We start from the raw sequence: 25175 nt of genomic DNA on the forward strand, positions 1-25175 counted from the left end.
AGCCAGCCGCCTGGGTGGGCACCGGGAGAATGTTCCCGACCAGGCGGGACCCACTCCCGGGGCGAGGGGAGACGCGACTGTCGCGGTGGGATACGCGCGCGGCGCACGCTGGAGGGACACCAGACGAAAGGATCTCACCATGAACACCAGCGCCACCTCACTCGACCGGCCCAAGCTCGGCGCCAAGAGGATCACCGGCCTCGTCCTCGCCGGCCTCTACTCCCTGACCAACATCCCCTCAGCCCTCATCCCCGTCACCGGCGAGGTGGGCCCACCCTTCATCGTGCTGGTGCTGGGCTCGGTGCTCGGCGTGATCGGGCTGATGGCGGTCATCATCGGCTGGCGGACGGACCATCCGGCGGCGCACCGCATCGCCACCGGAGCCGTTGCGATCTCTGCTCTGACGGCCCTCCCTGCCTTCTTCGTCGCCGGGGTTCCGGTCCTGCTGCGCGTGATGGCCGGGAGCTCGATTCTGCTGGCGATCGTGATCGCGGTCCTGCTGCTGGCCCCGACACAGCGGAGCCGTGTGCCGCAGCCCGCCTGACAACACACGCTCCGCCGGTTCTCCAGGGCCCCGTCTCGCAAGGACGGGGCCCTGCGCTGTCGTCGGGCGGGACGCGACAGATCGTGCCGGTGATCGTGCCGGTTGTGCATGTGCGACGGGAGACACCCCCGGGCGGCGTGCTGGAATCAGTCCTACGGCGGAACGACCCGCCAGCCACCAAGCCCATCATCGGAGATGCCCCATGATCGAGAAGCTGACGACGCTGGAGAAGGCCGCCCTGTTGAGCGGCAAGAACGTCTGGGAATCGCGAGACCTGCCGCGACACCGCATCCCCTCGTTCTTCATGGCCGACGGCCCCCACGGCATCCGCAAGCAGGTCGGCTCGGGGGACCATCTCGGCCTGAACGCCTCGGAGCCGGCCACCTGCTTCCCGACCTCGGCGACGGTGGCCAACAGCTGGGATGTCGACCTGGCGAACCAGGTGGGCCACGCCCTCGGGCGCGAGGCACGCGCCCTCGACGTCGACGTGCTTCTCGGCCCCGGCCTCAACCTCAAGCGCAGCCCCCTGGGTGGACGCAACTTCGAGTACTTCTCCGAGGACCCGTACCTGAGTGGCAAGCTCGCCGCGGCCTACGTCCGCGGCGTCCAGGCCGAAGGCGTGGCCGCGACACCCAAGCACTTCGCGGTCAACAGCCAGGAGCTGCGCCGCATGGCGTCGGACTCCGTCATCGACGAGCGGACGCTGCGCGAGCTCTACCTCACCGCCTTCGAGATCGTGGTCCGCGAGTCCGCACCCAAGGCGCTGATGAGCTCGTACAACCGCGTCAACGGCACCTACGCCCACGAGCACCGCCACCTGCTCACCGACATCCTCCGTGACGAGTGGGGCTTCGACGGCGTGGTGATCAGCGACTGGGGAGGCAGCAACGACGCCGTCGCCGCCGTCGCCGCCGGGGCCAATCTCGAGATGCCCGCCCCCGGTTTCGACTCGGTGCGCCAACTCGTCGAGGCTGTCCGCGACGGCCGCCTCTCCGAGGAGGCCCTGACCGCCAGGGCCGCCGAGGTGGTGGCGCTCGCACTCGGCGCCCGCAAGTCCCCGCGCCCGCAGGTTGACCGCAACGCCCACCACGACATCGCCCGCCGCGCTGCCGAGGAGTCGATGGTGCTGCTCCGCAACGAGGGCGCGATCCTCCCGCTGCCCGCCGGCACCACCGTCGCGCTCATCGGCGACATGGCCGACACCCCCCGCTACCAGGGCGCCGGCTCCTCCGCCGTCAACCCCACCCGCCTGACCAGCGCCCGCGAGGCCATCGCGGGCAGCGGGCTGGAACTGGCCGCGTTCGCGCAGGGCTACCGTCGGCACTCTCCCGCCGACGGGGACCTGGAGCGCGAGGCTGTCGCGGCCGCGGGGTCGGCCGACGTGGCGCTGCTCTACCTGGGTCTTGACGAGATCAGCGAATCCGAAGGTGTGGACCGTCGGCACATCGACCTACCCGACGCGCAGCTCTCCCTGCTGCGGGCCGTGGCCGCCGCCAACCCGAACGTAGTCGTGGTGCTCAGCGCCGGCTCAGTGGTGGACATGGGCTGGACTGACCAGACCCGGGCCGTGCTGCACGGCTACCTCTCGGGCCAGGCCGGCGCCGAAGCCGCGATGCGCGTCCTGACGGGAGCCGTCACGCCGTCGGGCAAGCTCGCCGAGACCTACCCGATGGCCCTGACCGACACCCCGACCTTCGGGCGCTTCCCCGCCGAGGGCCGCTCGAGCGTGTACCGCGAGGGCCTGTTCGTCGGCTACCGCCACGCTGAGGCCGCAGGGCGCGCCGTCCGCTACCCGTTCGGCCACGGCCTCAGCTACACCAGCTTCAGCTATTCCGACCTCCGCCTGAGCGAGGCCGGCGCCGAGTTCACCCTCAGCAACACGGGCCCGGTGGCCGGCTCCGAGATCGCGCAGCTGTACGTCGCGACGTCGGGCAGCGCCGTCGTGCGCCCGGAGAAGGAGCTCAAGGGCTTCGTCAAGGTGCGCCTCGCGCCGGGCGAGTCGCGCCGCGTCACGATCGCCTTCGACAGCTACACCTGGCGCCACTTCGACACCACCACCGGTGGATGGGTGGTTGAGGACGCCACCCGCCGCGTCCTGGTGGGCGCCAGCTCGGCCGACGTGCGGCTCAGCGGGGAACTGCACATCCCCGGGGTGAGCGTCACCAGCGCCGTCGCACCCGCGACGATGCGCACCGCCATGCTGCGCGGTCTCAACGACGACGAGTTCCGGGACCTCCTGGGCGTCACCGTCCATCCGGAGAACGCCGATGGCACGGTGGACCGCAACGACCCGCTCGGCGATCTCCGCCTGGGGCGGAGCCCGCTCGGCCGTGCCGCGCACTGGGTCCTGAACACGCTGCGCCTCCGCAGCGAGGCCAAGGGCGAGCCCGACCTCAACGTCCAGTTCCTCTACAACATGCCCTTCCGCGCCCTGGGCAAGATGACCAACGGCATGGTCAGCGATGAGATGGTCGACGGCGTTGTCACCCTCGTCAACGGTCACCACATCCGAGGGCTGCGGATGATCATCGGCGGCTTCATCCGGGCCCGCCGCACGACCAAGACCCTGACGCGCCAGCTCACCGCGACCCGCTGAACCACAAGGAGATTCACACGATGTTGACCAAGATCCGCGCCATGTGGGCGGGATACAGCGAACGCCACCCCGAACTGTCCAAGTTCCTCATGTTCTTCATCCTCAGTAACGGCATCACCGTCCTGCAGATCGTGATCATGCCCGTGTTCCGGGGGATCTTCGGCCGCACGTCGCTGATCGACACTGACTTCCAGGTGTGGCCCATCGGCTCCAACGTCGACGGCTCCCAGTACTTCGTCTTCGACTACGCAGCCGGGGCTCTCCCGGAGGGTGGCGGCGGCCTGGCCTACTTCCTCGCCGTCCAGCTGGCTATCCTCATCGCCCAGGTGCTCAACTTCTTCGCTCAGCGCAACATCACGTTCAAGTCCAACACCAGCATCTGGCGGGCGGCCTTCTGGTACTTCATCGCCTACCTCGTCATCACGCTGGTGGCCGCGGCAGCCCAGGGCTTCTACAAGGCGCCGATCTACACCTTCTTCATCGACACGCTCGGCTGGGGCCAGACCGGCGAGACCACCGCCGACGTCATCACGATGATCATCAACTCGGCCATCTCGTTCTGGGTCTTCTACCCGATCTTCAAGTTGATCTTCAAGCAGGAGTCCGCGGCCGACGAAGCACCTGCCGAGCAGCACCCGGCCTGAAAGGATCACCCGCTGTGACGACGCTGTCCCTGGTGGTGCCAAGCTACAACTCGGCCGCCTACCTGCACCGCTGCCTGGATTCGATGCTGCCGCTCGATGACGACGTCGAGGTGATCGTCATCAACGACGGCTCAACCGACGACACGTCCGCGATCGCGCACGGCTACGCCGCCGCGCATCCCGGGCGGGTCAGCGTCGTCGACAAGCGCAACGGTGGGCATGGGTCGGGCGTGAACGCCGGCCTCGACGCAGCCACGGGCAGGTACTTCAAGGTGGTCGACAGCGACGACTGGCTGGACCGCGGGGCACTCGCCTCGCTGCTGGGAGTCCTCCGCACCCAGGGCGACGAGCCCGTTGATCTGGTGGTGAGCAACTTCGTCTACGAGAAGGAGGGGCGGAGTCGCCAGCACGCGATGCGCTACCGCAACGTCCTTCCCCAGGGCCGCGAATTCTCCTGGCGGGAGGTGGGACACTTCCGCCCCAACCAGGGGCTCCTGATGCACTCGCTGACCTACCGCACCGCCGTCCTGCGCGCGTCAGACGTGCGGCTGCCGGAACACACGTTCTACGTGGACAACCTGTTCGCCTTCGTCCCGCTGCCCTTCGTGCGGCGGCTCCAGTACCTCGACGTGGACCTGTACCGCTACCACATCGGCCGCGCGGACCAGTCGGTCAACGAATCTGTCATGCTGCGGCGGCTGGATCAGCAGTTACGCGTCAACCGGTTGATGATCGATGCACTGCCCGACGCGGCGTCCACCGACCCCGCCCTGCACCGCTACCTGGTGCACTACCTCGGGTTGATCTGCGCGGTGTCGTCGATCATGCTGATCCGCGCAGGGCAGCCTGAGCACCTCAGGCAGAAGCGGGATCTGTGGCTCGACCTCCGGGAAGCTCACGCGGCTGCCCACCGGCGGCTGCGGCGCAGCGGTGTCGGCGCGCTGGTGAACCTGCCAGGCAGGGCGGGTCGGAGGGTATCCGTGTGGGCCTACCTCGCGGCGAAGCGCGCTGTGGGCTTCAACTGAGCGGCAGCAGCACTGTGAGCGTGAACCAGTTGTCCTTGTCCGCGACGGTGGCCTGACCGCCGTACTTCTCGGCGGTGAAGCGGATGCTCTTCAGCCCGAGCCCGTGGGTGCCGCCGATCTTCCTCGTGGCCAGCTCTCCCTCCAGGTAGCGCAGTTCCCCGTCGAAGTAGTTCTCGAACTTCATGACCACGAAGCGGGCCTGGTTGAACACCGCCACGCGGATGATGCGGTGCTCAGGATCCTCCAGTCGCGACACCGACTCGATGGCATTGTCTAAAGCGTTGCCGAGGATGCTGGCCAGATCGATCACCTCGATGAAACCCAGCGCCGTCCCGTCCGCCACGCAGGTGAAGTTGATCCCGCGTGAACGGCAGAGTCGTGCCTTGGAAGTGAGCATCGTGTCGAGGACGGGGTTGCCGGTGTCGAACGCCGCGACGAACTGATCCAGTGATTCCTGAAGCGCGTCGAGGTGGCGGCCCCGACGCGCCGGGTCCAACTCGGCGCGGATGACCGTGAGTTGGTGTTTCAGGTCATGGGAGGCCCGGCTGATCATCTCGATGTCACGTCTGGCCGCCAGATACTGGTCGTGCTGCGTGCGGAGGATGCCGTCCATGGCCACCAGCTCAAGGTCCGCGCGCTGCTTGCGCAGCTGCTCGTGCTGGGCGTACAACGCGATGTAGCCGGCCAGGTCCACGAGAGTCCGGATGTAGAACACCTCGATCGAGATCTGACCACTGAACGGGGTATTGGGAGTGATGAAGCTGAGGTTGCTCAGCGCGAACGTGGTGAGCGCCATGGCGACGGCGATGCTGAGCATGCGAGGGCCGACGGCGGGTGAAGTCCCGTCGAAGTGACGGCGCTCAAGGACATAGGCCACCCCGAAGCCCACCGCGTAGAGGATCAGCAGCACCATCATCGGAACCAGGCCCGTCACACCGGGCTCGGGGTGGAAGTAGAACGCGTGGATCTGCCATTCGAGCGAGGCCACGAGCTCGGCCAACACGAACGCGCGTGCGGTGACGTAGCCGACGTCGCGGGGGCCCACCGTGGTGGCCGTCGCGATCAACGCCACCATGCCCGCCACCGCTAACGCCATCCCCACGGTCCACAGGTTCAGCGGGAGCGTCCCGGCGAACAGCTGGATCCCCACCAGCGCGGCCAGGCCGACCGCCAGGGTGATCGCGGTGCCGATCACCCCCCAACGTCGCGGCAGCACCAGGATGTAGACCGCACACGCCAGCCACTCGGCCAGACCGGTGACCACCCGGGGGATGTCGGGGAGGACCTCCGTCACGCCTGATGCCCGCCGAAGTAGCCGGTGAGCGCCTCGAGGAACGGCTTCTTCCGGGCGCGGCTGACGGGCAGCGAAACGCCGCCGGTGTGCTTGGACTCGCCGTCGCTGAAACCCTCCACGTGCCGGAGGTTGACCAGCAGAAAGCTGTTGGAGCGGAAGAATCCGCGGGGCTCGAGCTGGGCGGCCATCTCCTTGAGCGTGCCGATCATCGACAGCTTGTCCTCGCCCATGTGGAAGACGAGCCGGTGCTTGATGCTCTCGATGTAGACCACGTCCGCCAGGTTGACGCGCAGCACCTCGCCGCCGACGCTGAGCACGATGTGGTCGTCGCGGGAGCGGTCGAGGCGCTCGAGGGAGCGTTTGAGCTCCTGGGAAAACGCGAAGTAGGGCACCGGCTTGAGAAGGTAGCTCATCGCGTCCACCTCGTAGCCCTTGATGGCGAACTGCGCCATGTTGGTGACGAAGATGAGGATCACCCCGGGGTCCACCTCGCGGATCAGGCGGGCGGTGGCGAACCCGTCGAGGTTCTCCATCTGGACATCGAGGAAGATGATGTCGAAGCGGGGGCGGTAGACGGCAGTCAGCTCGGACCCATCGGCGAATTCCTCGACGGCGAACTGGGAACCGTGCTCGAACTCATAGCGCGCCAGGTAGGTCTGCAGCAGTTGCCGGCTCTCCTCATGGTCGTCGACCACCCCGATGCGGATCATGTGTGCACTGTGCCGGTCTTCCGCCTCCATTTCAACCGAATCGTCTGGCGCACCGATTGTGATGCTGCATGGACCGATCGTGCTCCGACACGGGAACGCGGCAGGAGTACTGGCGAATCTGGACCCAACGGGCTCACCACCCGTGAAGACAACTACCGGTCGCCAGTTCGGCGGCACACTTGACCCCAATGAAGTGGAGGGACCCTCGATGGTCAACTTCGAGATGGCGGATCTCATCGCCGTCCTGCAACTAGTGGCTCCGTACCTGATCGCCGCCGGCATCGTGATTGTCGCCTGCGTCGTCGCGCTCGTGGCGCTCAGGAAGCGCCCACGCCCCCAGCGCATCCTGTGGCGTGGCGGCACAGTCATCGGCTCCCTGCTGGCGCTGCTCCTCATCGCCAACCTGATTGCCTTCGGCCCCATGTCGACGCTGATCGGCCTTGCCACCGGCAGCGGCCAGGTGACCGACGAGACGGTGGCCGAAGCGCTTCCCGCCGCCGAGGAGGTGGCAGCTGAGGGAATCGTGCTCCTGCAGAACGACGGACTCCTGCCTCTGGCCGACGGAGGCGAGCTCAACCTGTTCGGGTGGGCGTCCAGCAATCCCGTCTACGGTGGCGCCGGATCCGGCGGCATCAACGACCTCTTCGAGACGGTCAGCCTCGTCGACGGGCTCAAGAACAGCGGCTTCTCCGTCAACGAGGACCTGCTGGAGTTCTACCAGGGCTACACCTCCGACCGTCCCGAGATGAGCATCCAGAAGCAGAGCTGGACCCTGCCCGAGCCCCCCGCATCCACCTACGGAGAGGACCTCCTCGCCGGCGCGAAGGAATTCTCGGACACCGCCGTCATCGTCGTGAGCCGCATGGCCGGCGAGGGACACAACGACATGCCCACCGATGTGTCGCAGGGCAACCATGACGACAACTCGACCGAGTACGCCGACTTCGAGGCCGGCGAGCACTACCTCCAGCTCTCCCAGACCGAGGAGGACCTCGTCGAGCTGGTCACATCCAACTTCGACGACGTCGTCGTGGTCTACAACGGTGCCAACCCGCTGGAGATGGGCTTCGTCGACGAGCACCCGGAGATCCGTTCGGTGGTGTGGGCGCCCGGTCCCGGCAACGTCGGCTTCAACGCGCTCGGCGGCATCCTCGCCGGCGAGATCAACCCGTCCGGTAAGACTCCCGACACGTTCGTGTACGACTACAAGGCCGCGCCGTGGTGGAACAACCAGGTGATGCGCAACTACGAGAACCTCGAAAATTTCGCAGTTGAGGGAATGAACTTTGGCAAGCCCCAGATGTTCTACCCCTCCTTCATCAACTACGTCGAGGGCATCTACGTGGGCTACAAGTTCTACGAGACCGCTGCCGCGGAGGGCCTGATCGACTATGACGCCACCGTGCAGTATCCCTTCGGCCACGGTCTGAGCTACACCACCTTCACGCAGGAGATGGGCGAGCTCCAGGAGTCCGGCGGCACGCTTTCGGTTGATGTCACCGTCACCAACACCGGTGACACCGCCGGTAAGGACGTCGTGCAGCTGTACTCCAACCCGCCGTACACCGAGGGCGGCATCGAGAAGGCCACCGCCAACCTCATCACGTTCGCCAAGACCGGTCTCCTTGAGCCCGGCGCGTCCGAGACTGTGACGCTCTCCGTGGACGCTGAGGACCTGGCTTCGTATGACATGTCAGGCGAGGGCGGCTACGTCCTGGAGGCCGGGGACTACGAGCTGTCGGTCAATTCGAACTCCCATGACGTGCTCGACTCCCAGACATTCACGGTCTCCTCGGAGGAATCGTTCACCGGCGACCAGAAGCGTGAGAGCGACGACATCACTGCGGCCAACCTCTTCGGTGACGCCGCTGGCGATGTGACCTACCTGTCGCGTGCCGGTGGCTTCGCGAACTACGCCCAGGCCACCGCGGCGCCGACCGACATGAATCTCGCCGAGCCGTTCGCGTCCGAGTACCACGTCAACGCCAACTACGACCCCACCGCGTACCTCGACCCTGCCGACGACATGCCGACCACTGGGGCCGACGGAGACCTGCGTCTCCAGGAGCTGCGCGGGGCCGACTATGACGATCCCCGCTGGGACGAGCTGCTCGACCAGGTGACCGTCGACGAGATGGGTAACCTCATCGCGCTGGCCGGGTATCAGACGGCCGCCGTGGACTCCGTGGGCAAGCGCGCCACTGTGGACTCGGACGGCCCTGCTGCGATCAACAACAACTTCACCGGTAAGGGGTCCCCCGGCTTCCCGGTGGCCGTCATGATTGCCTCAACCTGGAATGTTGAGCTGGCCGAGGTCTATGGCCAGATGATGGGCAAGATGTCTCGGGACCTCGGCTCCGCCGGTTGGTACGCCCCCGCGATGAACACCCACCGCATCGCGTTCGGTGCCCGCAACTACGAGTACTACTCCGAGGATGGGATGCTGGCCGGGCTCATCGCGGCGGGCGCTGTGCGCGGAGCCGAGTCCGAGGGCGTCTACTCGTACATCAAGCACTTCGCCATGTACGACTTCAACGGAAAGATGGTCTCGGTCTGGTCCAACGAACAGGCCATGCGTGAGATCTACCTCAAGCCCTTCGAGCTGTCCGTCAAGGACGGCGGGGCCGACGCCGTGATGGTCTCGTGGAACTACCTCGGTCACCGTTGGGTGGGCGAATGGCGCGAGCTGAACGAGACGGTCCTGCGGGACGAGTGGGGCTTCCGTGGCCTGGTCATCACCGACTTCTTCCGCAACAACGGACACGGCTTCATGACGGCGGACATGGCGCTGTCCGGAGGAGTGGACGGGATGCTGTCCACGTTCGAGGGTGGCCCCAACAACGTCGCAGACCCCACCGCCGCAACGACGGTGCAGGAGATGCGACGCGCCACCAAGAACTTCATGTACACCGTGGCGAACAGCTGGGTGCACGATGAAGAGCGGGCCAGGCAGGGGCTTCTGCCCTGGCAGCAGGCGGCGATCGCCATCAACGTCGCCGCAGTCGCCCTCCTCGGGGCGTCCGCAGCGTGGACGTGGAAGAGGTACCGCAAGGCATCTGCTGACAGCTGACACTCAGCCTGGGCGAATCGGCCGGGTCCACCCCCTCGGGTGGGCCCGGCCACTACCGTGTGGGCAGGAACCAGCGAAGGTGGCGAGGCGGGCGTGGATCTCATTGTCGTCGGGTCAGGGCTGTTCGGGCTGACCATCGCGGAGCGGGCCGCCACCGAACTCGGGCTGCGGGTCACCGTCGTCGAATCGCGGGACCACATCGGCGGAAACGCCTGGAGCACGGTGGACGAGGCCACCGGCATCGAGGAGCACCGCTACGGAGCGCACATCTTTCACACCTCCAACGACGCGGTGTGGGGATACGTCAACCGTTTCACCGAATTCACGCCCTACGAGCACCGCGTCTACGCCCGGCACCGCGGCGAAGTGTTCCCGCTCCCCATCAACCTCGGCACGATCAACCAGTTCTTCAGAGGCGGAATGGGCCCGGACGAGGCGCGCACGCTCATCGACGAGCAGGCCGGCGAGCTGACAGGCCGCGAGCCCGGCAACCTCGAGGACAAGGCGATCTCGCTGATCGGCCGCCCCCTGTACGAGGCGTTCATCCGGGGATACACCGCCAAGCAGTGGCAGACCGATCCCCGCGACCTCCCCGCCGGCATCATCACACGGCTGCCGGTGCGGTTCACCTACGACAACCGGTACTTTTCGGACACCCACCAGGGCATGCCGCGGCACGGCTACGCGGCGTGGCTGCAGCGGATGGCTGACCATCCGCGGATTGATATCCGGTTAGGCGTGGACTTCCTCGATGCCGACCATCCCCTCAGCCGGAGTGCTGTGGCCGGCCAGGTGCCTGTGGTCTACACCGGCCCCGTGGACCGCTATTTCGGCCATCGGTTCGGAGCGCTGGGATGGCGGACCCTCGACTTCGATCGCAAGGTGATGGATGTGCCGGATCACCAGGGCACAGCCGTGATCAACGAGTGCGACGAGGACGTGCCCTACACACGGACGTTGGAGTTCAAGCACTTCCATCCGGAGCGGACCTATCGCGACGGCACTATCGTGGTGCGCGAGTTCTCGCGCTTCGCCGAGGGCGAAGACGAGCCCTTCTACCCGGTGTCCACTCCGGAGGACCGGGCGCGGTTGGAGCAGTACCGCCGAGCGGCGTCCGCCGAGCCGCGAGTCCTCTTCGGAGGCCGGCTGGGTACGTACCAGTACCTGGACATGCACATGGCAATAGGTTCCGCACTCAGCCGATTCGACAGCATCGTCCGGAGCTGGTTCTAGGACCCTGACGCGGAGACGGGGCCGCCCGAAGGCGACCCCGTCTTGCTAGTAGTAAAGCCTGGCTAGCGGCCGTCTGAGACGTCCCGCTTGAAGTCCTCAACCTTGTCAGCCACGTTGCCGGTGGCGTCGGTGAACTTCTCGTTCACTTCATCGCCCACCTGCTTGGCGCTGGCTTCGATGCGGTCCTTCTGGCCCTCTCGGCGAAGCTCGTCGTTGTCGATCAAGTCGCCCAGGCCTTCCTTGGCCTTACCGATGGTCTCTTGAATCTTGTCTCCGAAGCCCATACTTTGCCTCCCGAAAGGTTGATAACAGGACCCCACCCACGGTACCCCTCCCGTTCAATCCACGGAAGGGATCTCCGAAACCTGGGGTCTGGATCAGCTCTGGGAGATGTCCTCCACCACATCGCCGGTGGTTCGGGCGTCGAGGTCGCGGGCCACGTCCGCCTGCGCGATGACGCCGACGAGCTTCCCGCCGTCGAGCACGGGAACTCGACGCACCTGTCGCTCGCCCATGATGCGGGCGACCTTCTCGGCATCGTCGTCGACGTCCACGGTCACGACGGCGCCCGTCGCAACCTCCGCGACGGTGGCGTTCGACGGGTCAAGGCCTTCGGCGATGCCTCGGACCACGATGTCGCGGTCGGTGACCACACCAAGCAGGTGGTCGCCGTCGAGGATGGGCAACGAGCCGACGTTGAGGTCCCGGAGCTGTTGGGCGGCCTCGGTGAGTGTCGCGGTGGGCGCGAGCGTCTCCGCCGGCGTGGTCATGATGTCTCGTGCTGTCTTCATCGTTCCTCCTACGGTCAGGTCAGTCCGAGCGGCTGCCCACTTACCCGTTACCCGGTTCTGGCGGATCCAAACGGCCGTCCCGCAGTCAGCTGCGTCAATGGTGCGGACGCAAGGGGTGCAGATCTGGGCGTTCCCCCCACCACCAGAGACGCCGCCCAACGATCGACGGCAGGAGTGGATCTGCAAGTTCCTACGCAGAGAGCGGTATCTGCGTATATACACAGTTACCGCTCTCTAGGAAGAATCCTGCAGGCCGCGATGGCCAAGCGTCGAAGGGATCAGCTGCTCAGCATGACCTGGCCGCCGGTGACGGGGACGGCCTGGCCGGTCTCGTACGCCTGCTCGATGATGTAATACACCGCCCGCATGACGTCGGCTCCCGTGGTGCCACGACGCAGCGGCACCTTGGCCTCGTAGAACTCACGCACCTCGTCGACGGTGGTGGCGCCCGGAACCTTCCCGGAGCGCAGGTACTGCACGAACAACCCCTTGTCCGGATCCGACCACAGCGGGCCGTCGTAGAAGTTGCCTGGGCAGATCGCGTTGACCTTCACGCCGTGCTCGACGAGCTCCAGCGCGAAGCTCTGCACCAGGCCGATTCCGCCGAACTTCGAGCCGGCGTAGGCGCCGTTCTTGTTCGAGCCCACCAGGCCGGACTTCGAGTTGATCTGGATGATGTCGGTCATCCAGCCCGGCGCCGCCGAGTGCTGCGCGGCCAGGATACGGCCCAGGTGCTTGGTGACGAGGAAGAAGGCGGTGTAGTTGATGTCCGTGGTCAGCGCGAACGCGGACAGGTCCTGCTCCAGCACTCCCCCGGCGCGGACGATGCCCGCGTTGGAGATCACCAGGTCGAGCCCGCCCGTGGTGGCTGCGATCTGCTCCGCCATCGCCGCGACCGAGGCCTCGTCCGCCACGTTGACGGTGATCGCCGCGGAACGGTCGCCCAGCTCGGCGGCCAGCGCCGAGGCGCCGTCGGCGTTGAGGTCCGCGATGTAGACGAAGGCGCCCGAATCGACGAGCCCGCGGACGATCTCCGCGCCGAAGCCCTGCGCGCCGCCGGTGACCACGGCCACCTTGCCCGCGACGACGGCGGATCGGGAGGCCGCGCTACGCGCCTCCGGGGAGCGTGCGCCTGGGAGGGGGGTGACGTCGCCGAGGGTGCTCACCGAGAAGGCGTGGCGCTCCCCCGCCACCTCGACGACGAGGTCGCCGGGCAGGGGGAGGTCGGCGTCGGCCAGGGCCGTGGCCAAGTCGGCGGCCGTGGCCACTTCCATAGGCTTCGAGGCCGACTGCGTCGGCACCTCAGCCAGCGGGAGGGGCTTCGAGGCCGACTGCGTCGGCACCTCAGCCAGCGATGCCAGCGGGGAGAGGATGACCGGGATGCCGTACTTCGCCAGGTAGGCGCCCCGGAGCACCGGGGCGATGTCGACGATGCTCATGACAGAGCCCTCCTCAACTGACTGACACTTTCCTCGACGGTGGTCTCACCGGCCACGAGGGCCCGGCCGAGCGCGCCGTAGCGCGCCACCCGATCCGTCAAACGCAGGACCGCCAGCGGCGAATCCGGCGAGAAGAGGCCCAGCGAGGCGCTCTCGTTGGCCAACTGCTCGTGCGCGACCATCGCCCAGGTGGCGTCGTTGAGGTGCGCCAGCTCGGGGCGCTGAAGCTCCGGGCAGTTGAACACCTGACGGGGCGTGTTGATGTCCACGCCAGACACCTCAAGCATCCGGTGCTCGGCGGCCAGCTCAGCCACCCGCGCCATCTGCTCGGCGGTGTTGCGCGGAGGCATGTAGGTGATAGCCGGCATGCCGATCCGCTCCAGTTCGTCGACGAGCTCCTCCAGGAAGTCGTCCTCGAACTTCTCCGCCTTCTTGTCCCCCGTCGGCGACGCGGTCACGTCGCCCAGGTAGGCATAGGCAGGGATGGCGCCGACGTATTTGGCGAACGCGATGACCTCGGCCATGCTCGGGCACTCGCCGCCGTCCTCGAGCCGGCCCGGGATCACGTAGATCTGATCCAGGAACTCGGCCTTCATGACGCCGAGGAGGTCGAAGACGAGGTAGGGGTTGTCCGGGTCGGCGAGCTGGTCGCGCACCTTGCCGGCCAGGTTCAGTCCCATCTCGGCCAGCCCGTCGACGAGCGACTGGCCGGGGCCGAACCGCTCGATCAGCTTCGACGCCATCGCGGCGAGCAAGTGGCGCTCGGTGACGGTGCCGCCGCGGAGGAACTGCGACCGCTCGACGATGTCCTCCTCCACGTCGATCAGCGGTGCGCCGAGACGGCCGAGGATCTCGTTGGCCCGCTCCACCATCTGCCCGGTGCGCTTCAGGCGCGCCTCGCGGATCGGCGCCAGGTACTCGGCGACGGCGTCGCGCGCCCCCGCCGGGATGCCCTGGACCGTCATGTAGGCGATGCCTGCTGTGTCCGGATTGTTGAGCTTGCGGGCGTGCATCGGCGCGTTGCCGGAGGCCACCTCGTCGGCGGTGTGCACGTAGACGCGGCACTCAAAGCCGGTCACGGCCCCCATCCCCAGCAAGGACGCCGCCTCGGCCATCTCCTCAGCGGCGGCGGCGGAGTCGTGGTCCACGGAGCCCACCACCATCAGCCCGGCCTCACGCGCCCGCAGCGCGGCCATGGCCGGCGTGTAGGGGCTGAAGCTGTAGATGGTGTGGACGTGGTTGTTGGATTCGGTGACGAACTCCGGGAACTCCGGGCCGCCCTGCAGGTACTCCCGCAGGGCAGCCAGGCGCTCGGTCGGGAGCGCCGTCGGATCGTTGATCACGTCGCGGGACATGGCTCAGAGCCCCATCCGGGAGCGACGCGCAAGCTCGGCGTTGGTCTGGTTGGTGGTGGGCACGTGACCCTTGAGCGGGAGGATCCGCTCGTGGATGGCGTCGATCAGCCAGTCGGGCTGGGGGAAGAACTCCTTCTCCAGCTCGGCTGCCGGGGTGATCGCGTTGCGCGAGCCCACCACGGTGACGGGGGCGTCGAGGTGGTCGAACGCCAGCGTCTGGATGGACGAGGCCACGTTGTGCAGGAAGGACCCGCGGTCCACCGCGTCCGAGGTGAGCACGAGGCGTCCGGTCTTCTTCACGGACTCGACGATCGGGTCCAGGTTGAGCGGCGCGACGAAGCGGAGATCGATCACCTCGGTGGAGATGCCGTACTTCTCCTGAAGCAGGTCGGCGGCCTCCATCACGCGGTACAGCGTGGGGCCGATCACCGCGATGGTGAGGTCGGTGCCCTCGCGACGCACCACCGGCTCGCCCTCGGGGACCTCGTAGTAGCCCTCCGGCACGCCGTCGGCCGCGAACTGCTCGGCCACGTCGTAGAGCAGCTGGGACTCGAAGAACATCACCGGATCCGTGCCGCGCAGCGCCAGGTTCATCATGCCCTTGGCGTCGTACGGGGTGGAGGGGTAGTAGACCTTGAGCCCGGGCATGTGGGCCACGAGCGCGGACCAGTCCTGGGAGTGCTGAGCGCCGTACTTGGAGCCCACGGACACGCGCATGACCAGGGGCATCGTGAGGAGGCCGGCGGACATGGACTGCCACTTGGCGGCCTGGTTGAAGATCTCGTCGCCCGCGCGGCCCAGGAAGTCGCAGTACATGAGTTCGACGATGGCGCGGCCACCCGAGAGGGCGTAGCCGACGCCGGCGCCGATGATGGCGGCCTCCGAGATGGGCGAGTTGAACAGGCGGTGGTACGGCAGCATCTCGGTGAGCCCGCGGTAGACGGCGAACGCGCCGCCCCAGTCACGGTTCTCCTCGCCCCAGCCGGCCATCGTCGGGTCGGTGGCGAAGCGGTGCGCCACGGCCTCGAACAGAGCGTCGCGGTAGGAGTAGGCCTTGGCCTTGGAGACGGGCTTGCCGTTCTCGTCGGTGGCCTTGCGCACCTTGTTCTTCAGCGACTTGACGCGGGCGTTCTCCTCCAGCGGCTCGAGCAGCTCGGGCTCGCCCTCGGCCATGGCCTCCACGTTGCCGTTGGAGAACATGACGGTCTCGATGAAGTCCATGCCGACGCGGGGGCTGGACTCCTCGTCCTTGGTCGCGATGGCGATGATCTTGGTGAGGCGCTCGTCGAACTTCGCCTGGATGTCGTCGACCTCGGTCTGGCTGAGCACCTTGTTCTCGACGAGGTAGGCCGCGTAGTTCTTGAGGCCGTCGTGGGTCTCCCACAGCTCCACCTCCTCGCGGGTGCGGTAGCTGGAGGCGTCCGACGGCGAGTGGCCGGAGAAGCGGTAGGTGATGGTGTCGGTGAGGACCGGGCCCTTGCCGGACTCGAGGATCTGGCGCTTGCGGGCGACGGCGTCGGCCACGGCGAGCGGGTTGAGCCCGTCGACGCGCTCCGAGTGCATCGCCTCGGGGTTCACGCCGGCGCCCACGCGGGCCAGGATGTCGTAGCCCATGGTCTCGCCGGAGGTCTGGCCGCCCATGCCGTAGAAGTTGTTGAAGAAGTTGAACCAGATCGGCGGGTTGCCGTCGACGCCGTGCTTCCACAGGGTGCGGTACTGGTCCATGGCGGCCATCATCATGGCCTCCCAGACCGGGCCACAGCCCATCGAGGCGTCGCCGATGTTGGCGATCACGATGCCGGGCTGGCGGTTGATCCGCTTGAACAGCGCCGAGCCGGTGGCGATGTCGGCCGAGCCGCCGACGATGGCGTTGTTGGGCATGGAACCGAAGGGCGCGAAGAAGGCGTGCATGGAGCCGCCGAGGCCGCGGTTGAACCCGGCCTTGCGGGCGAAGGTCTCCGCCACGGTGCCGTAGAGGATGAAGTTCTCGGCCAGGTCCAGCAGGCCGTCGTGGCCCACCTTCTCCGCGAAGCCGAGGGTCTCGCCGTCGAGGAAGGTCTTCATGATGTTCTCGAGCTCGGCCGGGTCGAGCTTGCGGGCCGCGGAGTAGCACTTGGCGAGGATCTCGCCGTGGCTGCGGTGCGAGCCGAAGAGGAAGTCGGTGGGGTCAAGCTGCGAGGCCTGGCCGACGACGGCAGACTCCTGCCCGATGGAGAGGTGCGCCGGGCCGCGGTGGTTGTACTCCACCCCGTTCCAGGCGCCGGTGGTCTTGATCGAGTTCAGCATGGTCTCGAACTGACGCACGGCGATCATGTCGTGGAGGATGTCCACCAGACCGTCCTTGCCGTGGGTCTCGAGCTCAGCGGCGAAGTTGGGCTTGTACTGGTTGACGGGGATGTCGGGCGTGGTGATGAACGACGCCGAGCGGACGTTGCTCGGATCGACGACGAGGGTGCGTGGCATGTGTGACTGCTCCTAGCTTTCTGGTGGTCGCTCAGGCCTTGGCAGCCCAAGCCGCCTCTCGGATGAGTTCGCTGACGGTGGGGTGGGGGAAGACGACCTGGCGCAGGTCAGTGATGTTGAGTTCGGTCTCGAGCACCACGGAGGCGCCCCAGATCATCTCGGAGGCGTAGCTGCCCACGACGTGGACGCCGAGCACCTGCAGGGTGTCGCCGTCGTAGACCAGCTTGGCGGCGCCGGGGGCCTTGACGCCGTTCTCGGCGACGAAGCGGCCCGACATGGCGCCTGGGACGGTGACGGTCTGCACGTTGCCGCCCTGGGCCTTGGCCTGGGCCTCGGTGAGCCCGATGCCCGCCGCCTCCGGGATGGAGTAGACGGCCCACGGGATGGTGGACCAGCGCATGACCTCGCCCTTGCGGTGGGCCTCGGGGTCGAGGATGTTCGCCGCGACGATCTCGCCCATGCGGTAGGCCGCGTGGGCCAGGAGGGAGCGTCCGGTGACGTCGCCGATGGCCCAGACGTTCGGGAGGTTGGTGCGCATGCGGTCGTCCACCACCACGCCCTTGCCGGAGACCTCCAGGCCGGAGTTCTCCGCGCCCCAGCCCTGCACGGCGGGGCGGCGGCCCACGGCCATGAGCACGACGTCGGCCTCCACGGCCTCGTCGGCGCCGTCGGCGGTGGTGTAGCGGACGGTCCCGCCGTCGAGGGCGGTGACCTTGCAGGACAGCTTGAAGTTCACGTTGCTGAGCGCCTTGCGGAGCATGGGCGCGAGCTCGGCGTCCATGAACGGCACGATCTCGGGCAGCATCTCCACGACGGTGACCTCAGAGCCGAGCGTGGCGAACAGGCTGGCGAACTCCAGCCCGATCACCCCGCCGCCGATCACGGCCAGGCGCGACGGGATGGACTCGACGGCCAGCATGCCGGTGGAGTCCACCACGTGCGGGTTGTCCTTGGCGCCCGGGATGGGGGGCATCACGGGGACGGAGCCGGTGGCGAGGATCACGTGGTCGCCGGTGTAGCTCTCCGCTCGTTGAGCCGGACCGGAGCCGGAGGCGCCGTCCGCGTCGAAACGCACGGTGACCTTGCCGGGGCCATCGAACGTGCCGTAGCCCTTGACGACGGTGACGCCGGCCTTCTTCTCCGCGAAGCCCACGCCCTTGACGAGCGTGGTGACCGTCTGGGCCTTCCACTTCTGCAGCTCGGTCCAGTCCACCGAGATGTCGGAGGTGTGGATGCCGAGGTTGGTGCCGTGCTTGGCGTGCTCGTAGGTCTTGGCCGCGTTGAGCAGTGCCTTGGTGGGGATGCACCCCACGTTGAGGCAGGTGCCGCCGAGGGCGTCGGCCTCGATGAGGAGGACCTTCTTCCCGGCGTGGCCGAGGCGCTCGGCGGCGATGTAGCCGCCGGGTCCCCCGCCCAGGACGATGACGTCGTAGTCACTCATGGATTGTCAGTTCCTCTCAGCCGAGCACGGTGATGTCGATGGCCTCGATGAACGTCACGAGGTCCTGCAGGAAGCGGGCAGCATCGGCGCCGTCGATGGCGCGGTGGTCGGCGGTGAGCGACAGGCCGATGCGCTGCTCGGCGCCGATGGAGCCGTCGGCGTTGATGGTGACGCGCGGGAAGATCGCGTCGACGCCGAGGATGGCCGTCTGCGGCACGTTGAGCAGCGGGGTGAAGGACTCGATCCCGAAGCCGCCCAGGTTGGTCACCGTGAAGGTGGCGCCGGAGAGCAGGTCGGGGTTGATCGTCCCGCCGATGGCCTCGTTCGCGAGCTGCTTGCTCACTGTGGAGAACTCGCGCAGGCTCATCAGCGACGCGTTGCGCACCGTCGGGACAAGGAGGCCGCGGGGGGTGTCGCACGCGAAGCCCATGTGGACCCGCTCGAAGGTGGTGAGCACGCCGTCGCTGAGGTGCGAGTTGTGCGAGGGGTTCTTCGCGGCGGCGCGGACGGCGGCGTAGCCGACCAGGTCGCCGATGGTGACGCCGTTCATGCCCAGCGACGGGTCCGAGTTCTTCAGCTTCTTGCGCAGGTCGAGCAGGCCCTGGGCGTTCGCGGTGGTGGTGTAGGTGAGCTGCGCGGAGGTGGCCAGCGAGTTCATCATCCGGTCCGAGATGACCTTGCGGACACCCTTGACCTTGGTGGCCTCCGACGGGCCGGGGAAGTCGGCGTCGACGGCGCTCGCCGGACGTGGCGCCGCGGGGGGGGCCGCGGCGGCCGGCTCGGCCGGGGCGGCGAGATCGGCGGTGGTCACGCGGCCGCCGAGGCCGGTACCTTCGGCGCCAGCGGCGTGGGCCCCTGCGCGGGCGGCGCCCGTGGTGGCCGAGGTGAGGGCCTCCTTGACGTCACGCACGATGACTCGTCCGCCGGGGCCGGAACCCTCGGCGACGGCGCCGAGGTCGAGGGAGTTGGCTGCGGCGAGGCTGCGGGCGCGGGGGCTCGAAGCGCCGGTGGCCGCGGTGCGCTCCGTCTGGGGGGCCTCACCGGGTTCGGGCGCGACGGCGGGTGCAGCTGCCTCGGTGGGGGGCGTGGCCTCGGCCTCGCCGTCGCCCTTCCATCCGGCCGCGTCGAGCGCGGGCTTGGGATCCTCGCCCGCGGCGCCCACAACCAGCAGCGGCTCCTTGACCGGGACATCGTCGCCCTCGGCCCAGAGCAGGGCCAGCACGGTGCCGGCCGCGGAGGAGGGGACCTCCATGGAGGCCTTGTCTGTCTCGACCTCGCAGACGATGGCGTTCTCGGCGATCTCGTCGCCCACCTTCACCTGCCACGACACGATCAGGCACGACTCGACACTGTTGCCGAGCTGCGGCATGACTACGACGGTTGCCATGGTGTTGTCCTTCTTCTTCGTTGATTGACTAGACGACGCGGACTTGGGTGTGTTCCCGGAGCGCCTCGACGGCGCCCGCGGGGAGGCCGTCGTCGGTGATGACTCCGGTGATGCCCGCCAGGGGCAGGAAGGTGACGAAGCCGGCCTGCCCGAACTTCGACGAATCGGCCAGCAGCCAGGTCTCCTCCGCCCGCTCGCGCATGAGGGAGGCCACCTGGCCGCCCTCCACGAACCGCGTGGTGAGTCCCCGCTCAGGAGAGAACCCGTCCGTGCCGACGAAGGCCAGGCGGGTGTTGAAGTCCGCGATGGCGCGCTCGGCGAGCGGGCCGACGAAGGACTCCGACTCGGCGCGGAACACGCCCCCGGTGAGGATGACCCCGAGCGCGGGGTTGATCCGGGCCGTGGAGAAGGCCAGCGCCGAGTTGGTGACGATCTGGACGCCGCGACGCCCGGTGAGGTTGCGCACCAGCATGGCGGTGGTGGTGCCGGCCTCGATCATGATGGTGTCGTCGTCGAGAACCATCGCGGCGGCCGCGGCGGCGATGCGCTGCTTGGCCTCCACGTTGAGCTTCTCGCGCTGCAGGATGGACTTCAGCGTGGTGGGGCGGGCCCCGCCGCGGGTGCGGACCAGGAGGCCGCGCTCCTCGAGGTTCCTGAGGTCTCCCCGGATGGTGACCTCGGAGACGCCGAGCTCGACGGCGAGGGCGGAGACCGAGAGGGTGCCATCATCGGTGAGACGCGTCATGATCTCGCTCGCCCGCTCTGCGCGCTCGACGGTCATTGTCGGTCCCATCACTTGCCATTGACTTCCGAAGTGGTTTCGATGCGACCACCCTAAGCCCTTCGAAGCGGTTTCGATGCGCGGGCCCCGGAATGCTGAGCATCTGCTCACGACATCACGATCCGGTCACGTCGGCACCCTCGCGAGGATGCGGATCTACGCTGGAGGGAAGGAGGCCAGCGATGCCCACCCGTCGATCACTCTTGGCCGCCGCGGGACTCGCGGCCCTTGCCATCCCACTGTCGTCCTGCGCCACGGCCAGCCCTGGGGAACTGCGAGGGACCATCGCCCCGGAGGAGTTCCCCCTGGACACCTCCGGCGTGCCGACTGCGTCAGCGGCCACCGAGGCGCTGGCCTGGACGCTGTTGGCAGGGAAGACCGGCAACCGGGTGCTGGGCCCCAGTTCGCTCATGTCCGCCATCGCCATGTTGGGCGAGGGCGCCGCCGGGGCGAGCGCCGCGTCGCTCGACTCGACGATCGGCCTGGCCGGGGACGAGCGGTCCGCGGCAGTCGCGGCGCTGCGACAGGCACTCGCCGGGTACGACACGCTTCCGGACAGCGTGGACAAGAAGGAGCCGCCGGAGGAGATCGTCGTCCATCAGGCGTCACAGGTGGTGATCCTGGACGAGGCGATCGTCGAGGAGGCCTTCCTGGACCGGCTGTCGAGGTTCTACGACTCGGGCGTGGAGCGAGTGGACCGCGACGGGGCGAAGGCGGTGCTGGACGCGTGGGCGAACAAGCACACCGCCGGGCTGATCGAGAAGTCCGCCATCGAGGTGACGCCGGAGCTGCAGCTCGTGCTGCAGGACGCCGTCCTGTTCGCGGCCAGATGGCGCACGCCGTTCACCAGCGAGTGGCCGGTGCCGTTCACCCCCGCCGGTGGCGCGCCGACGGAGGTGCCCGGCATGACGGAGATCGTTCCTGCCAGGTTCGCGGAGGGGTCGCGGTGGGCTACCGTGCGTCTGCCGTACGACGACGTCCTCGCGATGGACGTGATCCTGCCGGCGCCGGGAGTCGCTCCCGGAACCCTGACGACCAAGGACCTGGCCGAGGTGGCCGAAGCGCTGGATGCGGCCAGGGAGCTGCAGGTGTCGGTGGTGATGCCCACCTCGGATCAGAAGCAGACCTGGGACCTGCTGCAGCCCGTCAAGGAGGCCGGGATCGACCTGTCCGACCTGAGCAGGATCGTGCCCGGCGGGACCCTGGGCCAGCTCGTGCAGCAGGTGACGTTGACGGTGAGCCCGAAGGGCACCGTCGGGGCGGTGCTGACCGAGGGTGCGGTGGGCACGGGGATGCCGGCCTACGACGCCGAACTCTGGGTGGACCGGCCCTACATCATGCGGGTCCTGGACACGCGGACGAGGTGACCGATCTTCCTCGCCGTCGTCGAGGACCCCGCCGCCCCCTCCGAATAGCGCAGACATGGCTCGGCGCCCGCCCCCAAGCAGGGCGGGCGCCGAGTGTTCGGGGTCAGCTGCAGCCAGGCAGACTGATCGAGGTCCACGCCTCTTCGCCGGCCGGTAGGGTCACCGAGGCCACCGCAAGCGACCCCGCCGCCTTCCCGACGCCGTCGGCCAGCGTCACGACCTTGGTCTTCCCGGCCGCCAGCGGGAACTTCTTCCGCTTGCCGTCCGAAGAGAGCGTGACGATCATCCGCTCGTCGGTGGGATTGGTCACTGTCACTGTGGCGCCCGCCGAGCAGGAGTTCTTCACCGACACCTCAGGAGAGGTGGTGCCGGTGTGGACCGATTGGGCGAGCGGCGTGGCCACCACGGAGGTGAACCTCGCCTTGCCCCCGAGGCTCACCAGCGACAACCCAAGCGAGTCGGCCGCAGGGAAGACCTGGTTGGTGAGGGTGCGCACGCCGTCCTCGGCGAAGACCTCCACCGAGGACCTGTCGACGTAGACCTGGAAGGTCAGCGAGCCGTCGGGGTTGGTGAGCGGTGCGGAGGTGACGACGGGGAAGTCGGGATCGAAGTCCACGGCGCCGGACCTGGTGCGGTCCACGACGATCTTGCCCGCCTCCGTGTCGATGCCGACGAAGGTGCCCTCGCCGGAGTCGGGGCCGTAGTCGTTGCTGGTGCGCACGGCCACGCCCGCCAGTTCGGCGTCCTTCGGGTCGACGGTGACGTCGAGCACGTAGGCGTCCGAGCTCCAGGGCAGCGCGACGGCGCCGTCCTTGACGCTGACGTTGCGCTTCCGCAGGGAGTCCTTGGTCACCTCGAGAGTGGCGACCTCCTCCACCGGTGCCTGGACGAGTTCGTACTCACCGTCGATCACCTCGAGGGTCACCTCTCGCGGGAGGGCCATGGCGCTGCGCCACTCCCCCGTCGGGATGTTCTCGGCGTAGGACCAGTCGTTCATCCAGGCGAGCATGACCTGACGGCCGTCGGGGGTGTTGCTGAAGGAGATGGCCGCGTAGTAGTCACGGCCCCAGTCCAGCCAGTCGTACCGTTCCACCTGCCGTGGCTGCGGGGCATCGCTCGCCACGATCTGGTCCACCAGGATGTGTCCCCATCCCGCGCGGTTGTTGTCGATGATGCGGATCTGCGCCGTCTCACCCTGCAACCCGGACAAGTCCCACGACACCCAGTCCAGATTCTCGGAGTTCTGGCCGGTGGCGGACCGCACCACCTGGCCGTCGACCACCAGGTTGACCGTGGTCTCGTCGGTGCGGGGCAGCGCCCTTTCGTCACCGATCACGACGTGGTCGAGGGTCAGGTGCCCCCAGCCGCCGGTGGCCTGGTCGACGATGCGCAGCTGAGCCGTCGAGCCGTCCAGCTCGGACACGTCCCAGGAGTGCCAGTTGAGCGATCCGCCGTCAGTGCCGGAGGCCGAACGAACGGGCTCGCCGCCCACCAGGAGCTGGACCTCCAGGCCCCCCTCCTTGTCCCGTCCACCGCCCACGAGGAAGCTGACGTAATCCCCGTCAAGCGTGAACTCGGGAGAGGTGAGCGTGCCGACCCTGCCATCGCCCCCGAGCCCTCCCTCGAAGGTGTTGATCCGGGCTTCGCCGATGTAGTAATCCCCGCCCGCGTAGGACGGACTGGCGTTGGCCGCGAGATCACCGGACCCCGTCCAGCCGAACTCCTCCAGCGTCTGGCCGCCCTCGAAGCCGTTCCACAGCAGCGTGCCGGCCGGAGGCTCGTTGTCGAGCCTCCCGCCCTCGAGGTGCGGATGGTTGCCGCCGCCCACCAGGAGGTTCAGCCACGTCGTATCCACGGTGAACGGCTCGGAGGTCAGGGTGCCGACGGGCCAGTCCCATCCCACGAAGCTGTTGACGAGCTGCTCGCCTCGGAAGCCGCTGACCGGCTGTTGATCGGCGAACGTTCCGGGGAACGGGCCGGTCGCGAACGGCCCGTCCTGCGCGTTGCCCGGCTCGTTCTGCACGGTCCACCCGGAGCCGTCCCAGGACTCGAACTCGAAGTCCTCGATCACCGTGCCGAGGGGGTCAGCCGCCCCTTCCACGATGGTCTCGGCGGTGAAGCTGGTGCCATCGAACTCGCCCACGAAGTACTGCGCGCCCGACCCGCCCGCCACGGCTCCGGGGTTGAGGTTGACCACCATGACCCACTTGGTCTCACCCGTGTCACCCACGGGGAGCTCGAACAGGTCCGGCACCTCCCAGATGCCGCCGGCGGCGTTGGCGGGTCCGAACGTGGAGAGGTAGGTCCAGTCCACGAGGTTGTCCGAGCGGTAGATGACGACCTCGTGGTTCACCGCCTCGACCGCCACCATGACCCAGTAGGCCTCGCCGTTGGCCGCCGTGTAACGTATAACTTTCGGGTCGCGGAAGTTGTTGGAGTTGCGGTTGAGGACGGGGTTGCCCTCGTACTTCTGCCAGGTGTAGCCGCCGTCGAGCGAGTAGGCCAGCGACTGGGCCTGTTTCCCGGCCAAGGTGGGATGCGCTTGCGTGTACGCGCTGGTGTAGACGGCCACCAGCGGCGGGTTCTCCGCGGTGCCGAGCCCACTGGAGTTGGTCTCGTCCACCACGATGGAGCCGGAGAAGATGTCCTCCACCGCGACCTCGTCGTCATTGAACGTCTGGGGGATGGCGAGCGGCTGCTCGGTCCAGGTGACCAGGTCCGGGCTGGTGGCGTGGCCCCAGGACATGTTGCCCCACCGGGTGCCGAGCGGGTTGTACTGGTAGTACATGTGGTAGACGCCGTCGTGGTAAACGAGTCCGTTGGGGTCGTTCATCCAGTTGTGCTCCGGCGACCAGTGGTACGCCGGCCGGTAGGGCTCCTGGCCCGCGGAGTGCTCCGCAGCCGCCGGGACGGTGAGACCGCCGAGCAGCACCGCCCCCGCCAGTCCGATTCCTAGTGCCTTCTTCACGTCTTCTCCTTGCCTATGACAACGTTGTCATGACCAGGGTCACACGGCGTCCGGTGAGATGTCAACC

General features: G+C 67.8%; 18 protein-coding genes. 7 read left to right on the forward strand and 11 right to left on the reverse strand.

Features of this window, described 5'->3' with window-relative positions:
• Positions 1-139 precede the first annotated feature (139 nt).
• The 4 genes from H5398_RS01000 to H5398_RS01015 all read left to right on the forward strand — a co-directional run bounded on the left by H5398_RS01000 (position 140) and on the right by H5398_RS01015 (position 4809).
• Positions 140-544: a hypothetical protein gene (locus tag H5398_RS01000; protein ID WP_182798663.1), complete on the forward strand. Its 405-nt coding sequence runs from the start codon at positions 140-142 to the stop codon at positions 542-544.
• Positions 545-746: 202 nt separating this feature from the next.
• On the forward strand, positions 747-3140 hold the full coding sequence (locus H5398_RS01005) for a glycoside hydrolase family 3 C-terminal domain-containing protein (protein WP_182798664.1): 2394 nt from the start codon (positions 747-749) through the stop codon (positions 3138-3140).
• 20 nt (positions 3141-3160) lie between these two features.
• Positions 3161-3784, forward strand: a complete 624-nt coding sequence (locus H5398_RS01010; protein WP_182798665.1) for a hypothetical protein — start codon at positions 3161-3163, stop codon at positions 3782-3784.
• Positions 3785-3798: 14 nt separating this feature from the next.
• A complete protein-coding gene (locus tag H5398_RS01015; RefSeq protein WP_182798666.1) occupies positions 3799-4809 on the forward strand; it encodes a glycosyltransferase family 2 protein in 1011 nt (336 codons plus the stop codon).
• Here the strand turns inward: H5398_RS01015 and H5398_RS17630 are convergent.
• Together H5398_RS17630 and H5398_RS01025 are read right to left on the reverse strand one after the other, a co-directional pair.
• Complete coding sequence (locus tag H5398_RS17630; protein WP_182798667.1) at positions 4802-6103, reverse strand: ATP-binding protein; 1302 nt, start codon at positions 6101-6103, stop codon at positions 4802-4804. The genes H5398_RS01015 and H5398_RS17630 overlap by 8 nt on opposite strands.
• Complete coding sequence (locus H5398_RS01025; protein ID WP_182798668.1) at positions 6100-6813, reverse strand: LytTR family DNA-binding domain-containing protein; 714 nt, start codon at positions 6811-6813, stop codon at positions 6100-6102. Before H5398_RS01025 ends, H5398_RS17630 begins: the two co-directional genes overlap by 4 nt.
• Before the next feature lie 142 nt (positions 6814-6955).
• Between H5398_RS01025 and H5398_RS01030 the strand changes: the two genes are divergently transcribed.
• Together H5398_RS01030 and glf are read left to right on the forward strand one after the other, a co-directional pair.
• Positions 6956-9883 carry a glycoside hydrolase family 3 C-terminal domain-containing protein gene (locus H5398_RS01030; protein WP_220489036.1) on the forward strand — a complete coding sequence of 976 codons (2928 nt, stop codon included), beginning with the start codon at positions 6956-6958 and terminating at the stop codon, positions 9881-9883.
• Positions 9884-9976: 93 nt separating this feature from the next.
• Positions 9977-11116, forward strand: coding sequence for a UDP-galactopyranose mutase (gene glf / locus H5398_RS01035; RefSeq protein ID WP_182798669.1), 1140 nt, complete (start codon positions 9977-9979; stop codon positions 11114-11116).
• Positions 11117-11178: 62 nt separating this feature from the next.
• Here the strand turns inward: glf and H5398_RS01040 are convergent, their stop codons facing one another.
• The 8 genes from H5398_RS01040 to H5398_RS01075 form a co-directional block, all read right to left on the reverse strand.
• Complete coding sequence (locus H5398_RS01040; RefSeq protein WP_182798670.1) at positions 11179-11400, reverse strand: CsbD family protein; 222 nt, start codon at positions 11398-11400, stop codon at positions 11179-11181.
• Between the two features lie 93 nt (positions 11401-11493).
• On the reverse strand, positions 11494-11907 hold the full coding sequence (locus tag H5398_RS01045) for a CBS domain-containing protein (protein WP_182798671.1): 414 nt from the start codon (positions 11905-11907) through the stop codon (positions 11494-11496).
• A gap of 278 nt (positions 11908-12185) precedes the next feature.
• Positions 12186-13346, reverse strand: coding sequence for an SDR family NAD(P)-dependent oxidoreductase (locus tag H5398_RS01050; protein WP_255443433.1), 1161 nt, complete (start codon positions 13344-13346; stop codon positions 12186-12188).
• Positions 13343-14701, reverse strand: coding sequence for a PHP domain-containing protein (locus H5398_RS01055; RefSeq protein WP_182798672.1), 1359 nt, complete (start codon positions 14699-14701; stop codon positions 13343-13345). Before H5398_RS01055 ends, H5398_RS01050 begins: the two co-directional genes overlap by 4 nt.
• Before the next feature lie 3 nt (positions 14702-14704).
• Entirely contained in the window at positions 14705-17164 is a 2460-nt protein-coding gene (locus tag H5398_RS01060; RefSeq protein WP_182798673.1) for a thiamine pyrophosphate-dependent enzyme, read from the reverse strand.
• A 31-nt stretch (positions 17165-17195) separates the two neighbouring features.
• On the reverse strand, positions 17196-18605 hold the full coding sequence (gene lpdA, locus H5398_RS01065) for a dihydrolipoyl dehydrogenase (RefSeq protein ID WP_182798674.1): 1410 nt from the start codon (positions 18603-18605) through the stop codon (positions 17196-17198).
• Between the two features lie 16 nt (positions 18606-18621).
• The gene (locus H5398_RS01070; RefSeq protein ID WP_182798675.1) at positions 18622-19992 is read right to left on the reverse strand and encodes a dihydrolipoamide acetyltransferase family protein; all 1371 of its coding nucleotides are present in this window, start codon (positions 19990-19992) and stop codon (positions 18622-18624) included.
• 28 nt (positions 19993-20020) lie between these two features.
• On the reverse strand, positions 20021-20773 hold the full coding sequence (locus H5398_RS01075) for a DeoR/GlpR family DNA-binding transcription regulator (protein ID WP_182798676.1): 753 nt from the start codon (positions 20771-20773) through the stop codon (positions 20021-20023).
• A 182-nt stretch (positions 20774-20955) separates the two neighbouring features.
• Here H5398_RS01075 and H5398_RS01080 point away from each other — a divergent pair, with 182 nt between their 5' ends.
• Complete coding sequence (locus H5398_RS01080) at positions 20956-22140, forward strand: serpin family protein (protein WP_182798677.1); 1185 nt, start codon at positions 20956-20958, stop codon at positions 22138-22140.
• Positions 22141-22243: 103 nt separating this feature from the next.
• Here the strand turns inward: H5398_RS01080 and H5398_RS01085 are convergent, their stop codons facing one another.
• A complete protein-coding gene (locus H5398_RS01085; protein WP_182798678.1) occupies positions 22244-25108 on the reverse strand; it encodes a glycoside hydrolase family 32 protein in 2865 nt (954 codons plus the stop codon).
• Positions 25109-25175 lie beyond the last annotated feature (67 nt).

It is taken from the genome of Tessaracoccus sp. MC1679, from assembly GCF_014164775.1.
GTDB lineage: Bacteria > Actinomycetota > Actinomycetes > Propionibacteriales > Propionibacteriaceae > Arachnia.